12 protein-coding genes and 1 tRNA gene are annotated in these 15655 nt (G+C 58.7%); 3 read left to right on the top strand and 10 right to left on the bottom strand.

What is annotated here, in order from left to right:
• Positions 1–49 precede the first annotated feature (49 nt).
• The 3 genes from NML54_RS03865 to NML54_RS03855 all read right to left on the bottom strand — a co-directional run bounded on the left by NML54_RS03865 (position 50) and on the right by NML54_RS03855 (position 3540).
• Positions 50–328: a hypothetical protein gene (locus tag NML54_RS03865; protein WP_254755992.1), complete on the bottom strand. Its 279-nt coding sequence runs from the start codon at positions 326–328 to the stop codon at positions 50–52.
• A gap of 418 nt (positions 329–746) precedes the next feature.
• Positions 747–1706, bottom strand: coding sequence for an L-lactate dehydrogenase (locus NML54_RS03860; RefSeq protein WP_254755991.1), 960 nt, complete (start codon positions 1704–1706; stop codon positions 747–749).
• 277 nt (positions 1707–1983) lie between these two features.
• Positions 1984–3540: an amidohydrolase gene (locus tag NML54_RS03855; protein WP_254755990.1), complete on the bottom strand. Its 1557-nt coding sequence runs from the start codon at positions 3538–3540 to the stop codon at positions 1984–1986.
• A gap of 339 nt (positions 3541–3879) precedes the next feature.
• Here NML54_RS03855 and NML54_RS03850 point away from each other — a divergent pair, with 339 nt between their 5' ends.
• A complete protein-coding gene (locus NML54_RS03850) occupies positions 3880–4965 on the top strand; it encodes a 2,3-butanediol dehydrogenase (protein WP_254755989.1) in 1086 nt (361 codons plus the stop codon).
• A 177-nt stretch (positions 4966–5142) separates the two neighbouring features.
• Here the strand turns inward: NML54_RS03850 and NML54_RS03845 are convergent.
• Positions 5143–5228 (bottom strand) — tRNA-Leu (locus tag NML54_RS03845).
• A 222-nt stretch (positions 5229–5450) separates the two neighbouring features.
• Between NML54_RS03845 and pepN the strand changes: the two genes are divergently transcribed.
• Both pepN and NML54_RS03835 read left to right on the top strand, forming a co-directional pair.
• Positions 5451–8123 carry an aminopeptidase N gene (gene pepN, locus NML54_RS03840; protein WP_254755988.1) on the top strand — a complete coding sequence of 891 codons (2673 nt, stop codon included), beginning with the start codon at positions 5451–5453 and terminating at the stop codon, positions 8121–8123.
• Between the two features lie 388 nt (positions 8124–8511).
• Positions 8512–9765 carry a hypothetical protein gene (locus NML54_RS03835; protein WP_254755987.1) on the top strand — a complete coding sequence of 418 codons (1254 nt, stop codon included), beginning with the start codon at positions 8512–8514 and terminating at the stop codon, positions 9763–9765.
• 225 nt (positions 9766–9990) lie between these two features.
• On the opposite strand, the gene NML54_RS03830 is transcribed toward NML54_RS03835, so the two are convergent.
• From NML54_RS03830 to NML54_RS03805, 6 genes are all read right to left on the bottom strand, one after another.
• On the bottom strand, positions 9991–11118 hold the full coding sequence (locus tag NML54_RS03830) for an LCP family protein (RefSeq protein ID WP_254755986.1): 1128 nt from the start codon (positions 11116–11118) through the stop codon (positions 9991–9993).
• Positions 11119–11462: 344 nt separating this feature from the next.
• The gene (locus tag NML54_RS03825; RefSeq protein WP_005506069.1) at positions 11463–11717 is read right to left on the bottom strand and encodes a type B 50S ribosomal protein L31; all 255 of its coding nucleotides are present in this window, start codon (positions 11715–11717) and stop codon (positions 11463–11465) included.
• A gap of 253 nt (positions 11718–11970) precedes the next feature.
• Positions 11971–12849 carry a TrmH family RNA methyltransferase gene (locus NML54_RS03820; protein ID WP_254755985.1) on the bottom strand — a complete coding sequence of 293 codons (879 nt, stop codon included), beginning with the start codon at positions 12847–12849 and terminating at the stop codon, positions 11971–11973.
• Entirely contained in the window at positions 12846–13634 is a 789-nt protein-coding gene (locus tag NML54_RS03815) for an ABC transporter ATP-binding protein (protein WP_005506071.1), read from the bottom strand. The genes NML54_RS03820 and NML54_RS03815 overlap by 4 nt, the downstream gene beginning before the upstream one ends.
• Positions 13635–13880: 246 nt before the next feature.
• Positions 13881–14624: an SDR family oxidoreductase gene (locus NML54_RS03810; RefSeq protein ID WP_005506073.1), complete on the bottom strand. Its 744-nt coding sequence runs from the start codon at positions 14622–14624 to the stop codon at positions 13881–13883.
• Positions 14625–14697: 73 nt separating this feature from the next.
• A complete protein-coding gene (locus tag NML54_RS03805) occupies positions 14698–15414 on the bottom strand; it encodes a beta-ketoacyl-ACP reductase (RefSeq protein WP_005509097.1) in 717 nt (238 codons plus the stop codon).
• Between the last annotated feature and the right edge of the window lie 241 nt (positions 15415–15655).

Raw genomic sequence — 15655 nt, 5'->3', positions numbered from 1 at the left:
TAGGGGTACCGGTCAGGGGTCGGTCCGTAACGTATGGGCGAGGCGCTAGTTAGTCCTCGTACTCGATATCGTCGTCGTCTTCATCTTCTTCGTCGTCGACCAGTTCGTCGAGGTCGTCGTCCTCTTCGTCACCGTAGACGCTCAAGGGGGTGACCTCGTTGTGAGCCTCGAAGAGGGCATCTTCGTAGGCTTCGAAGGCGTTGGCGATTTCTACGTACGCCTCATCGACGGCGGGGTCATGCTCGCCGGTTCGGTTTACGACGGCGGTCAGGTGCGCCTCCAGCGCGTCAAGGAGGCGGGTGAGTTCGGTGCGAGGATCAATGCTCATGCCATTATTCTACTACCTACGCGCCTATGGTGTGCGCCGGGCGGTCATACGGCGGTTTAAACGCGAAACTATGAACGGGCGCGGCAGGTGAATTCGGTGCCGTGAAGAGAATGCCAAAGCCAGAGCGGTAAGCCCAGGTTAGGCACGTCAGGCTGGGCAAGCCAGGTTGATAAAGCCAAGTTGGTCACGCAAAGCAGCACGCGGCACATCAAGCCCCGCATAAATTAAGCCCCGCATAGAAAACCTTACAGACACAGTGAACCCGCCGCCCCCTGCTCCCCCACTCCTCAAGGGAGCAGGGGACGGGTGCGGCGGGTTCTTCTGTCGGTTAGCTCAGCTTGACGCTGCGCCTACTGAATGTTTGCTTCTTACGGGTTGAGCCCGAGAGAATGAGAAGCCGGGGTTTTAGAAGCCGGGATTAGAAACCGAGGGATGCTGCGGATGCGCGGATTGCCTCAGCGGATGCCTTCAGCTGTGCCAGCTCAGCCTCGTTCATGGGAACCTCGAGCACGCGCTGGATGCCCTCACGGTTGACGATGGTGGGCAGGGACAGTGCAACGTCCTTGAAGCCGTACAGCTCACCTGCAATGGTGGTGGAGACGGGCAGCACTGCGTTCTGGCCGCCGAGGAATGCCTCAGCGATACGTGCGCCGGAGATACCGATTGCGTAGTTGGTGGAACCCTTGCCCTCGATGACCTTGTATGCTGCGCGCATTGCTTCGGTTGCCAGTTCTGCACGGACCTCTTCGGTGAAGACGAGCTTGCCGTCCTGCTTCCACTCGGTCAGGGGAACCATACCGATGTTGGCTGCGGACCAGACGGGGAACTCGGAGTCGCCGTGCTCGCCAACAACGTTTGCGTGGACGCTCTTGATGGAGACGCCAGCCTTGTTAGCAATTAGCCAACGCAGGCGGGAGGAGTCCAGAACTGTACCGGAGGACAGCACGCGGTTTGCGGGCAGGCCGGTGATCTTCTGGGCAACGATGGTGAGAACGTCACAGGGGTTGGTGACGAGCATGATGATTGCGTTGGGTGCTACGGACAGAATGTTCGGCAGCAGCTTCTCGAGGATTGCGACGTTTGCGCCTGCCAGTTCGAGGCGGGGCTGGCCGGGCTTCTGGCGAGCACCGGCGGTGATGATGACCATGTCGCAGTCGCGCAGAAGTTCGATGTCGTCGCCACCGGTTACGGTTGCTTCGTGTGCGAACATTGCGCCGTGTGCGATGTCCAGTGCTTCAGCGTGTGCGCGCTTGCCGTCGATGTCGTACAGGACGATTTCGTCTGCGGAGCCGCGGACCATAGCTGCGTATGCGGTTGCGCTACCGACGCCGCCTGCGCCGATGACGCCGAGCTTGGTGGGGTTATTGACACCGTTCATTGCTGTATGCCCTCTTTTCGTGAGAGTTATCCGTGTGGTGCGAGATGTTTTCTCGCGTGGTTTATCGGGAAGCGGGTGTGTGCCTCGGGGTTGAATTTTCTTGGGTGGGTGTTCTTCCCCGGTGGGCTTGCTTCGTTATGTTCTATTATGCCGCAGATTTTGCGTTTTGTGTTGGGTTATTTTGCTTTTTTCGATGAGTGCTGGTGACTTTATGGACTATAAGGGGTATTTTTCACTCACAAAACCAAATAATGACGTTCTGACCTTTTGAGCAAGCTCACATGCCGCTAAAATAGCCCTCCACGTCCACGACACCGCCGGAAGCCTCAAAATCAGCACGAACCGCATCCGCCAAATCGTCGTCGACCAGGAAGTCTAAAGCCACAGACGCCAAACCGATCGCCGCATCCAGGGCAGCATCCACCGCCGCCGGAGTGCCAGCACAGTGTGCAAACTCCACCGTGTGCATGCCGGTGCCCTCAGGCGCAATCTGAATCAGCGGGTGAATACCGGGCACGCGCAGGCTCACATTACCGAAATCAGTAGAAGCCGCCAGGGTGTCACTGACCGTTCCGGGCGGGTACGGGTGGCGGCCCACCGAACGCTGAGCCGAAACCCAACGCTTCAACAGCGGGCGGTTCGTGCGCACCGGCATGGTCATCGGCGAAGAATCCCACGTCACCTCCGCACTCACTCCAGCCATAAGCGCCGCACCGCGCAGCACCTCCTCAACCCGTCGCGACAGCGCACGCAGAGTCGGTGCGTGCTTAGAACGGATATTAATGTGCAGGCTCGCGGCGGCAGGAATCAGGTTCGGGGCGCCCCCACCGTGGTCAATAATCGCGTGAATACGGTCAGAACCGGGAATCTGCTGACGCAACAAACCCAAACCCTGATACGCCAGATTCGCCGCATCCAGGGCATTACGACCCATAAACGGGTGCGAGGACGCGTGCGCGCTCACGCCCGTATAAGTCACGCGACATTCACGGCGACCCAACCATGCCTGATCAGCCACATCCATAAAGTAGGGGTGCACCATAATGGCGGCATCCACCCGCTCGAACGCGCCAGCGCGCGCCATCAGCTCCTTACCGGCATCAGACTCTTCAGCGGGCGTGCCGTAGTAGAGGACCCTGCCACTGAACGCCTCGGGGCCGGTAGCGAGCGCATCCGCCAGGGCCAGGAAAGCGCCCAGCCCGGATACCGCGATGACGTTGTGGCCGCAGCCGTGACCGATACCCGGCAGCGCGTCATATTCGGAAAGAATCGCGATGGTGCGGTGCGTGGCGGGGTCGTAGTCGGCGCTGGTGAGCTCCACCTTGAACGCGGTATCCAGACCGAAGGCGGGGTACTCGATGCTGAGGTTCGGGTAGGCTTCACGGACCGCATCAACGAGCGTGCGGGAGGCGAAATACTCCTCGTAGGCAGTTTCAGGGTGCGCGTGAATCGCCTTGAGAATTGCGGTCAAAGAGTCTGCGCGGGTGGCGACGGATTGAGCGAGGTCGCGGCGAATATGCGCCAGTCCGCTGTCTTCGTCGAGGCGGTGACCGTGATGCGCGCCGCGCCCCTTGCCATATCCGTGGCGCTCGCCGTGGCTACGTTCCTGCTCAGGATGCGCGTGCCCGCGATTGCGGCGGTGTTCAGCGGCCCGCTTACGCTGCTCGGTTTCGAGGGCAAGGATCTCGGAATACTCGCTACCGCGCACGCAATCATCGTCGGGCGCGTCGTAGTGGCGGGTTATTGCGGCGGGTCGATTCGGTGCCGTTCGACCGGAGCTGTCAGAAATGGGCCGGGTGTGGGCGGCGGTGCCCTGTGCGTTCGCGTCAGTCATGCTTCTACGCTACCGTCTGCGCTCGCTGGGCGCTAGATGCTCGGGCGTGATGGAGTCGAAAACGCCCAAAAAGAAATTTGTGTCACATAAAAGAAAATTTGTATATATCCTAGGAATCTTTGATTCAGTGGAGTAGCGTTAAGCACATGGGAGCGACAATCCAGCCGCACCCATCACCATCCGGCGCTAGCGATGCAAATGCCGGCAGGACAGTTCACAACCGGTCCAAACCATGTCGTTTGGGCCTCTGTCAACGCTGTGACAGACCCATGAATGTGAACCGTACCGGCAAGCACACACCGCTGCGAGCGCCACGACCACGCTAAGGAGCTCCATCCCATGAAGGCAGCACGCTTCTACGACCGTAACGATATCCGCATTGAAGACATCCCCGCACCCGAAGCCGCTGCGGGCGAGGTTCTGGTCAAGGTCGCATGGTGCGGTATTTGCGGTACCGACCTGCACGAATACCTTGACGGCCCCATCTTCTGCCCCCAGCACGGTCATCCCCACCCCATTTCTGGTGAGGACTCTCCCGTCACCCTCGGTCACGAATTCTCCGGTGTTGTTGAGGCACTGGGCGAAGGCGTAGACGACCTTGAGGTTGGCGACCACGTTGTTGTCGAGCCCTACATCATTCGTGATGACGTCTACACCGGCCCCGACTCCAAGGACTACCACCTGTCCCAGGACATGAACTTCATCGGCCTTGCAGGTCGCGGTGGCGGTCTGTCCGAGAAGGTTGCTGTCAAGCGCCGCTGGGTTCACAAGATCCCCAACACCATCCCCCTGGACGAGGCAGCACTGATTGAGCCCCTGAGCGTTGGCTACCACGCTGTTGAGCGTGCAGGCGAGTTCGAAGAGGGCGCATTCGCACTGGTGACCGGTGCTGGCCCCATCGGTCTGCTGACCTCCGCAGTTCTGAAGGCTAAGGGCGCTAAGGTCATCATCTCTGAGCTGTCCCCGCTGCGTCGCCAGAAGGCTCTGGACTCCGGCGTTGCTGACTACGCTTTCTCCCCCGCTGAGGTTGACGTCCTGGCTGAGATTCACAAGCTGACCGACGGCCGTGGCGCTGACATCGCGTTCGAGTGTACCTCCGTTCAGCCCGCACTGGACCTGATTCTGGGTGCTCTCAAGCCCACCGGCAAGCTCGTCATCGTTTCCATTTGGGGTAAGCCCGCTTCCCTGGATGTTCAGAAGGTTGTGCTCAAGGAGCTCGATATCCGCGGCACCATCGCATACGTGAACTCCCACCCGGAGACCATCAAGCTCGTTGAGTCCGGCAAGATTGACCTCAAGCCCTTCATCACCGGCAAGATCGCTGTGGAAGACCTGATTGACAAGGGCTTTGACACCCTGATCAACCACAATGAGACCGCTGTGAAGATTCTGGTCACCACCGACCCGGAGCGTCTGGCTGAGTAATCTCTCTGAATGATACTGATTCGTTCAGTTTCAGCTGATGCGGCTGTTCTTCTAGCTTCCTTAGCGTAGCTAGTGTGGGGTGAGGTTCCCTTCAAGGAGCCTCACCCCACTACTTTTTTGTGTACTCTTTACCGGGCATACAAAAATCCCCGGTTCCGAAGAACCGGGGATTATCTGTGCGCGAGGGGGGACTTGAACCCCCACCCTCTAATACGAGGACTAGCACCTCAAGCTAGCGCGTCTGCCTATTCCGCCACCCGCGCAGGTGACTTTCGAACGTTTTACTTTCGGTACCGCTCGAAGCAACACGTAATACTATACGGGCTTTCTGAACACTCCGCAAATCGAAAAAGTATGTTCTGCATCACATACTAGAGGTTGGTTGGTTCCCCACACACCGGGTGATCTTCTCGCACCTTGAGTAATATGACCGGCACGCCCACTCGACTGCCATATTTTCGGTCATAACGACTAGAATAAAGAGCATGAATAATGAGAACCTCTCCCGCGAAGAAGCCGCAGAACGTTCGGCTCTCATCAGTGTCGACACCTACGACGTGCATGTCGACCTGACTAACGCCAAGGACCCCGAATTCGAGTCCTACCCCACCGTCACCACCGTCCGATTCTCCTGCAACACCCCCGGTGCAGAAACCTTCATCGACTACATCCACCACAGCGTCGACTCCGTTAAGCTCAACGGCACCGAACTGCCCCTGGCTGATGTCGTCAACGGCGCACGCATCACCCTGCCCAACCTGCAGGCAGAAAACGTGCTCACCATCCACGGTCGCTCCTACTACTCCCGCTCCGGCGAAGGTATGCACCGCTACTTCGACCCCTCCGACGGTCGTGTCTACCTGTACACCCAGTACGAGCCCTCCGACTGCCGCCGAGTCTTCCCGAACTTCGAGCAACCCGACCTGAAGGCAGTCTTCAACTTCCGGATCACCGCGCCCAAGGACTGGGTCGTCAGCTCCAACGGCGTACTCGAAAGCCAGGTCGTAGACCCCACCGACGACTCCATCACCAAGCGAGTCTTCTCCCCCACCGCAAAGATCTCCACCTACATCACCGCAATCGTTGCCGGCGAATACTTCACCGCAACCAACACCTACAAGCCCAAGAGCAAGGTCAACAGCGGCGACATCCCCCTGGTCGCATACTGCCGCCAGTCCCTCAAGCCGCACTTCGACTACGACCACATCTTCAAGGTCACCGAAAACGGCCTGGACTTCTTCCAGGACCTCTTCGACTACCCCTACCCGTACCCCAAGTACGAGCAGGCATTCGTGCCCGAATACAACATCGGCGCAATGGAAAACCCCGGTCTGGTCACCTTCACCGAAGACTACATCTTCGTCTCCGGCGCAACCGAGGACGACCTCGAAGGCCGCACCAACACCATCTGCCACGAAATGGCACACATGTGGTTCGGCGACCTCGTCACCATGAAGTGGTGGGACGACCTGTGGCTCAAGGAATCCTTCGCAGACTTCATGGGCACCCTCGGCGCTAAGGAAGCCAACAACTTCAACGACGCATGGGTCACCTTCGCGAACAACCGCAAAGCATGGGCATACATGCAGGACCAGCTGCCCACTACCCACCCCATCGTCGCTGACATCCCCCACCTGGAAGCAGCATCGCAGAACTTCGACGGCATCACCTACGCAAAGGGCGCATCCGTGCTCAAGCAGCTGGTCGCCTACGTCGGCTTCGACACCTTCATCGAGGCAGCACGCGTGTACTTCAAGCGCTTCGAGTGGGGCAACACCTCCCTGAACGACTTCCTGCAGGTACTCAACGAGGTGTCCGGCCGCGACATGCAGGCATGGGCTAACGCATGGCTGCAGACCTCCGGCGTGTCCGCACTGGGCACCAAGCGCGTCTACGGCGAAGACGGCCAGCTCACCGACCTGATCCTCACCCAGGAACTGCCCGCACAGCAGCCCGCAGGTCTGGGCCGCCCCCACGTGGCAAAGCTGGAAACCTTCGCGCTGACCGACGGCAAGCTCACCTCCACCGGCCTGCTCTCCCTCGAGTACCCGGCAGAGCCTGTCTCCGAGCATCGCGTGGAGCTCACCGAGGAGCAGAAGAAACTCGTTGGCGACGCTGACCTGCTCATGCTCAACGCAGAAGACCACACCTACGCCAAGGTCGCCCTGACCGACGAAGACGGCCTGCAGGCAGCTATCGAAGGTGTCTCCACCCTCGAATCCGCGCTCTCCCGCGGCCTCATCTGGGGCTCCCTCTGGGAGAACGTGCGCGATGCACGCCTGCCCGTCACCACCTACGTCGACGCAGTCGTACGCAACGTCTCCAAGGAACCGAGCGCATCCCTGCTGGGCACCATGGTCAACAACGCACAGGTCGCTATCGCAACCTTCTCCGCACCCACCGGCCGCGAGCGCCTCTACGACGCTCTCTACGACGCATTCGCAGCCGCACTGGCGCAGGCTAAGCCCGGCTCCGACGAGCAACTGATTCTGCTGCGCGCCCTGATTTCGGTTTCCACCAACGCGACCAAGGGTGAAGAGCTCTGCCGTGATATTGCCCGCGGTGCTTTCGAAGACACCACCGGCGATATTGCTGACGCAACCGGCATTCCTTACGACCAAAACCTGGGTTGGAGTGCGCTGGGTGCGCTCGCAAGCCGCGATCTGGTGACCGTTGAGGATCTGGACCGTGCGGCTGAGTACAGCCCCTCCTCGATTTCTTCGAATGGTTACGCGTACGCGGTTGCTGCCCTTCCCTCTGCTGAGCGTAAGGCTGCCGCGTACAAGACCATCATGGAAGACGAGTCTCTGTCGAACGACGCCCTGGCGTCGACCATTAACGGTTTTGCTCGCGGTCCGGTTGAGCTGCGTGAGTCCTACTACGACTCCTACTTTGAGGCTCTGCTGCCCGTTTGGGCGTCCCGTTCGATTGGTATGGCGACCCGCATTGTGCGTGGCCTGTACCCGAAGGCTCCGTACAACACCGGCTCCACCGAGGGTCTGGGCGTTGAGGGTAACCCCTCAGTTGCTTTGGCTCAGCGTTGGCTAGAGGCAAACTCCGAAGCTCCTTCGGCTCTGCGTCGTCTGATTCTGGAGGCTCAGGATCACGGCCACCGTTCGATTGTGGCTCAGAAGTTCAACGCCTCCCTGCAGGACTAAGCTGCGTGATTTGAGGGCTTGTGGCGGGGTGTGAGCCGGTATCTAGGCTAGGTTACACTCTCCCCCGCTAGGGTCTCTAGCCTCTTTGAGAGACTGCCGTTCGGCACGCTCCCGGTAACGTACCGGGACGCGCCGGGCGGTGATCTTTTTCTGGCTCATCTATAGAATTCATAGCGGCGGTACGCCGTCTAAATATTTCCCTCATACAATGGTTCACATACTGACAAGGGCAGTTATTATCGGGGCAGTTTCGCCAGGGCAAAAAACTATATGCACCCGATGCTAAACGACAGATAAATGTCACCCGTTTTTGTGAGCTATCCACCCTGAAAGCATGAGAGAATAGACTAGGTATCCGCTCGCTTAGACACATCAGAAGGAGTTTTCAGTGGTCGATTACGCACTCGGTGACCGCGGTAGCGTTGACATTGTCACCGATGATTACTACGAAGCAGAAACGCTCCAGATCTTTGAGGAACTGCACATCGACCGTGAACGCATCTGGTACGGTGAAGCGCGCCTCGTTCCCGAACCGGATAACCCCTACGCGCCCAATAGCATCACCGTCTACATTGACGAGTTCAAGGTAGGCCGCATGAGCGTGGAGGACTCCGCCGCGTACTGGGATTCCATTACCCGCGTGGTCGCCTCCGGTTACGAGCCCATCGCGCACCTGCAACTTTCCGCTGTTGCCGTACGTGCTGAAGGCGGCGGCATGCGCGTGAAGAGCACCGGTGTGCTCTCACTGTCTGCACCTAGCTCGCTTTTCCCCCTCAACGACGCGCCAACCCGCGCGACCCTGCTGCCCCAGGGCCCGTCCATGAAGGTGCTCGACGAGAAGGAACACTCCGAATACCTGCATAGCATCCTGCCGCCCAGCGGTGAAGGTCGCGTGATACTGACCCTGGAGGCGAACCAGCTCAAGACCTCCGACGGCCGTTTCGTTGACAGTGTTGAGGTGCGCCACGACCGCAAACTTGTGGGCCGTTTGAGCACCCAGATGTCTGAGCAGCTTGCACCCGTGATCCGTTACGCTTTTGAGAACGACCGCCTCACCAGCGCCTGGGGTACTATTCGCGGTAACACCCTGGAACTGTCCCTGACCGTTCAGGCTGCACGCCCCGCCGATATTCCGCAGGAATGGTACGAGACTCTGCCCAATAACGTTCCGGTACTGCTACCCGCTGGCGAAGAATACGATGTGCCCGCCGCATTCGTGCCCACCGAAGGTGAACGCCACTACCTGGAGTCCTCCGCACAGCAGGCACCGAAGAAGCGTCGCGGTTTTATGACCTCCCTGACCGGCGGTTCCGTTGCCTCTGAACTGACCCATCATGAGCCCGCCGCCGAGAAGCCAATCATCGAGTACAGCCTGGAAGAAGAGGAATACTACGAACCGAACGAGCGTGACCGTCTGCTGAACCTGATCAAGGGTGCAGGCCTCGCCGTTCTGGTCGCCGGCCTGATTTCGATGCTGTGGACCCCGATACTCGGCATCCTCATTGCTATCCTAGGTGGCGCTGTCGCAGCAGTCGCTTTCTACTTTGGCCGTCAGCCCCACTACGAAGGCTACGGGGACTACAACGAGTACGAGGAAGAATATGAAGAAACCGACGAGGCTGAAGAAGACTCGAAGGCATAGACTCCTCTACTACAAGGCGTAAAGATACAACGCAACGATACAAAAGGGGCGGCTACCCTACCACCACGGTGGAGGTAGCCGCCCCTTTTATGTGCCCCAACAGCTCTCTAAACGCTAACGAGGCACTTTCAAGTGTCTGCATCCCAGTAGCGCTTCCCGGAAGCAGTTAAAAACTTGCGGGGGTGAAAGCCCATACAAGCTTTCACCCCCGCAAGGAGTTAGGCCTTAGTCCTGACCGTAAGTCGCCATGAACTGATCCATCGTGTCAGTCTGCAGAGCCCTTGCCAACCGGGCATTTGCCTCCTGGTTCACCAGAATGATTGACTGACCGTCATAGGACCAACCCGGGCCAGCGTTCGGCAGAGTGGTCATGCGCATCGTGGTGTCACCACTGGTCAACACCGGAGCCGCAATCTGAGCAATCTGCGCCGCATTCAGACCGGAGTCCACACGCATGTAATCAGTCAGAGACTCGATAGAAGACTGGAAAGAAGCAATATTGCTCAGCGCCCCCTTAGCCTTCATCGTGTTGTACAGACCGCGCAGGAACGCACGCTGGTTACGAACACGCTGGTAGTCACCATCAGCGAAAGAGTAACGTTCACGAACAAAGCTCAGAGCGCCACTGCCGTTGAGGTGCATCAAACCCGGGGTAAAGGTCCAGACATTACTGGTGAATGCGAAGGGAACCTGGACGTCCACGCCACCAATGGCATTCACGAGAGACTTGAATCCTTCAAACTCAATTTCAGCCACATGGTCAATCTTGACGCCAACCAGGTTTTCGATGGTAGCAACCTGCAGGGAAATACCGCCGTAGTTTAGCGCCGCGTTCACCTTAGCCGTACCGTAACCGGGAATATTAACCCAGGTGTCACGCATAATCGAGATGATGTACACACCCTTGCCGTCAGCCGGGATATGCATCAGCATGATGGTGTCCGCACGGGAACCGCTCACCAGAGCTGCATCAGCACCAGTACGGGTATCGCTACCGAGCAACAGAATGTTCTTGCCGGGTCCCTTAATAACGCCGTAATTGTATCCGTTGTCCAAGATACCGTCGCCATCTGCATCGTGTTCACTGGCGTTAGCGTTGATGGCAGTCGGACCCTTCAGCTCCATCATGTTGAGCGTCTTAGCCGCGCCAAGCCGCTCCTTAATTTTGCTAAGGTCATCGTCCACATTAGTGATTGAGTCAAACTTCCCGGTCTTGCTATCCCAGGTGTGACCAGCACGCCAAATAAAGAAACCAATACCGAGGGTAATAACCAGCAGAAGAATCAGCAGGATCAGCAAGGCACGCTTGCCCCATTTCTTCTTCTGCGACGGTTCAGAGTGAGCATCGCTCATTAAGTTGTCCTTTGTTTGAGGTGGTGATACGCGAGGCGCGTAGCGCAATCCAGCGAAGTCTCTAGAATACGAGAGCCGGAAAATAACCCGCCGATATAGGGCGGTGCTGGAGAGCACAGAAAATGCACAGCTCGCAAAAATACTTTCCCATTGTAACGCCGTCAGCGGGTCTACGCACCGGTGAACGAAAGGTTTTACATTACAACTTTTCTCCCGTTACAACTTTCCTCACGTTCACGCGACCCATTCTGCTACCCGCATAGAACGCGCAATGCCCCGCCTCCCTGAAAACCAAGGAGAACGGGGCATTGATTTCGCTATAGAGCAAAACCGGGAAAGAAGATTTACTTCTTGCCGAAGTTGCCGAAGCGTGCGTTGAAGCGCTCGACGCGACCTGCGGAGTCCATGATGCGCTGCTTACCGGTGTAGAACGGGTGCGACTCAGACGAGATTTCAACCTCGACAATCGGGTACTCGTTACCGTCTTCCCACTTCTCGGTCTTGTCCGAGGTCATGGTGGAACGGGTCAGGAAGACCTTGCCGGATGCGAGGTCGCGGAACAGAACCAGGTTGTAGTCCGGGTGGATTTCTGCCTTCATTGATTACCTTCTTCTGCTACTGGATTTTGCCAGTAGCCCTTATATAGATGGAGTAGGTTTTTCGATGTGCAGCTATCGAGAAAAATCTCAGAGCGCATCACCATTGTGCCCGCATAGGGCGTGCACAACCCATTAAGGGTATCACCTTCACGGATTAAATCCCAGTACGTTCCCTCACAGACACCAACCTACACACCGCAAGGGAACCCGAAGAAGGTACTCACGCGGGTTAAGAATCAGGTGAGAACTCATGTTATGAACGCGGGCGGGTCTCCCAGAAAGCCACGGCACTCGCCGCCGCAACATTCAAAGAATCCACACCGTGCGACATCGGAATCATCACCGTATCGTCACACGCCGCCAAGGTGCGGGGCGACAGGCCGTGCCCCTCCGTGCCCAGAATCAGCGCAAGCTTCTCATCCCGGCGGGCAGACAGCTCCTCCAGGGTCAGCGAGTCCTCCTCCAAAGCCAACGCCGCGCTCTTAAAGCCCAGCTCGTGCAGGGTCTGCAGATTAGCAGGCCACGACTCCAGGCGAGCCCACGGCACCTGAAAAACAGTACCCATCGACACGCGAATCGAGCGGCGGTACAGCGGATCAGCGCACCGCGGAGTCACCAGCACGGCATCCACGTTCAGCGCGGCAGCCGAACGGAAAATAGCTCCCACATTCGTGTGGTCCACAATATCTTCCAAAATCGCCACGCGAGAGGCACCCTGCAGCAACCGTTCCAGAGGCTGCGGCGCCGGACGAGCCATCGCAGCCAACGCGCCACGATGCAGATGAAAACCGGTCACCTGCTCCAGCTGCTCCTCACTACCCACATACGCGGGAGTGTCAGAATGGGCGCGCAAAACATCCGCCAAATCATCAGCCCATTTCTCACTCATCAGGAAAGAAACGGGCTGATGACCGGCAGCGAGCGCACGACGAATCACCTTCGAAGACTCCGCAATGTAAATACCCCACTGCGGCTCCATGGCGCTACGGAGCTTCACATCGGTCAGCTGCGTGTAGTAGCGTAAAGCCTGCTCGGGTGCCTGCGCCAGAGCCGTGACCGATTCGATGGCGTAGACACGCTCGGCACGCTCAGCGATCTGTTCGGCGCTCAGCTGCTTCAGGGCACGGCTCATGCGCGCTTAAACGCGGAGTAACGACCCGCGGAGGTGACGGTCAGAGCCAGGTCCATGTCGTAGGTTGCGGCGAGGTTTGCCTCGGTAATGGTGGACAGGATCGGGCCGGCGGCGACCACGCCACCGTCACGGACCAGCAGGGCGTGGGTGAAGCCCGCCGGGATTTCCTCGAGGTGGTGGGTGATGAGCACGGTAGCCGGTGCGTAGGGGTCAGCGGCAAGTGCGGTCAGACGCTCAACCAGGTCCTCTCGGCCCGAGATGTCCATGCCTGCGCCGGGCTCGTCCAGCAGTAGCATTTCGGGGTCCGTCATGAGGGCGCGGGCAATCAGCGCACGCTTGCGCTCGCCGTCGGAGAGGGAGCCGAAGGTGCGGTCAGCGAGGGTGTCGACACCCCACTCAGCCAGCAGCTCGGTGGCACGCTCGTCGTCCATGACGTCGTATTCTTCCTTCCAGCGGCCGGACACAGCGTACGCTGCGGTCACGACAACGTCGGAAACCTTCTCGTTGGCGGGAATCTGGGTAGCCGAAGCACCGGAGGATAGACCAATGCGCGGGCGGAGGTCGAATACGTCAACAGCGCCGAGGGTCTCGTCAAGGATTTCAACCTCGCCGCTGGTCGGGTGCAGGCGGGCTGCCGCAATCGAAAGCAGAGTGGACTTACCGGCGCCGTTGGGGCCCAGAACGACCCAGCGTTCACCTTCGTTCACAGTCCACGAAACGTTGTTAAGGATGGGGCGGCCGCCGCGAATCACGGAGACATTCTGAAGGTTGAGTACGGTGCTCATGGTTCTTCTTCCAGTGAGTTAGATGGATGGGATGCGCCCCCACCCCGGAACCCGTGCCGGGTTATCGGAGCGGTTGGCGCATAGTGCGCGGGCACCCCACATTGGGTACCTCGCGCAAAATCTTAGGAGCTATAGGGGTCTTAGGAGCTATAGGTGCCGCCGCGGTAAGGAGCGGCGCGCCTCATCAAATGTACCTTGTCAGAGGGGCGGGCGCATCCGCAACGGCACCTATAGCAACTGAAGTTATTAGTCGATGAAGCCGCGTGCGCCGCCAACCAGCTCAACGTGGCCGGTCTCAACGTCTGCGGTGACCATCTTCGCGATTTCCTGTGCGAACTCGTTGACGGTGTAGAGCTTTCCGGCGGTCTCGCGGCGCTGCTCAATAGCGCCGGGGTGCAGGCGGTTCAGCAGGGTTGCGGTGACGGTGCCTTCAATCATGTCAGCGGACACGACGACCAGGGAGATACCCTTCTCGGAAAGTGCGGGAATCTCGGCGATCAGTGCGTCTTCGCCTGCGCGCTTGGACTCTGCGACGGGCTTGTACTCGTCCATGGTCTCAACCTCGCGGATGAAGTGCGCCTGGTGGCTGGTCACGAACACGATGCGTGCGCCTTCGGGCATCTTCTCTGCAGCCAGGCGTGCCAGGTTCAGCTGTGCGTCACGGTTCAGGCGCATTGCGTAGTCTTCGCCCATGCCGGTTTCCATACCGCCCGAAGCGTTCAGGATTAGGTAGTCCAGGGAGCCGAAGGTCTCCACGGCGGTGTTAACGAGGTTCTGTAGGTCCTCATTGTTGGTCACGTCAGCCTGCACTGCGATTGCCTTGCCGCCAGCCTCTTCAATAGCCTTGACGATCTTGTTCGCGCGGGGTGCCTTGGAGCGGTAGTTCACCACAATGTTCGCGCCCTCAGCGGCGAGAATCTGTGCGGTGTCTGCGCCAACGCCGCGGGAGGAGCCGGTAATGATGATGGTCTTGCCGGTCAGCTGTGCCATAGTTTTATGTCCTTAAAGTTTAGAAAGGGTGCGCCCACATTCGGGCACTTCGTGCAGTCCGTACGGGGTGGGGTTAGTGACCCATGCCCAGGCCGCCATCAACGGGGATGACAGCGCCAGAAATATAGCTAGCCTCATCGGATGCGAGCCAACGAATCACGCGAGCAACCTCTTCCGCCTCCGCGAAACGACCAGCCGGGATAGATGCGAGGTAGTTCTTCTTGGTCTCTTCGGGCAGAACCTCGGTCATTGCGGTGTTAATGAAGCCCGGTGCCACCACATTAGCGGTGATGTTACGACCGCCCAGCTCCCGGGTGATGGAGCGTGCCATACCGACCAGTGCAGCCTTGGACGCGGAGTAGTTGACCTGGCCGGGGGAACCGTACAGACCCACCACGGAGGAAACCAGGATAATGCGGCCGCGCTTGAGCTTCAGCATGCCCTTGATGGCGCGCTGAACCACGCGGAAAGAACCGGTGAGGTTGGTGTCGACCACGTCGGTGAAGTCGGATTCCTTCATGCGCATCAGCAGCATGTCGCGGGTGATACCTGCGTTGGCGACCAGCACCTCCACGGGACCGAATTCTGCTTCAATTTCCTTGAATGCTTCGTTAATACTGTCGGCATCGCGTACATCTGCCTTGACGGCGAAAAATTCTTCGGGGGCTTCACCGCTACGGTAGGTGATGCAGACATTGTGTCCTGCTGCCTGGAATTCCTTGGCAATTTCGTAGCCGATGCCTCGGTTGCCGCCGGTGACCAGCACAGTCTTGGGAGTGTTCTCGCTCATGAGCTTCCTTGATGAGTCGACCCCTCGCGATCAGCGCCGATGCAGCGGCTACACGGTTGGGGTGTGGACGAATGGACAGACAAGCCTTATTTTACCGCGTTTTAGCGCAAAGGTGCCGCAGGCTACACTCCACTCTTGAACACTGAACACCGGCTCCCCTTCTTTTACATGCCTCATCGGGCGCGTACACTAGCTAAAGCGGAACAGCCCGCACCCCTTTTCTGCCCGATCGCGCGGGCAC

It is taken from the genome of Rothia gullae, from assembly GCF_024294905.1.
Taxonomy (GTDB): Bacteria; Actinomycetota; Actinomycetes; order Actinomycetales; family Micrococcaceae; genus Rothia.
This window is presented reverse-complemented; position numbering and strand designations above follow the sequence as displayed.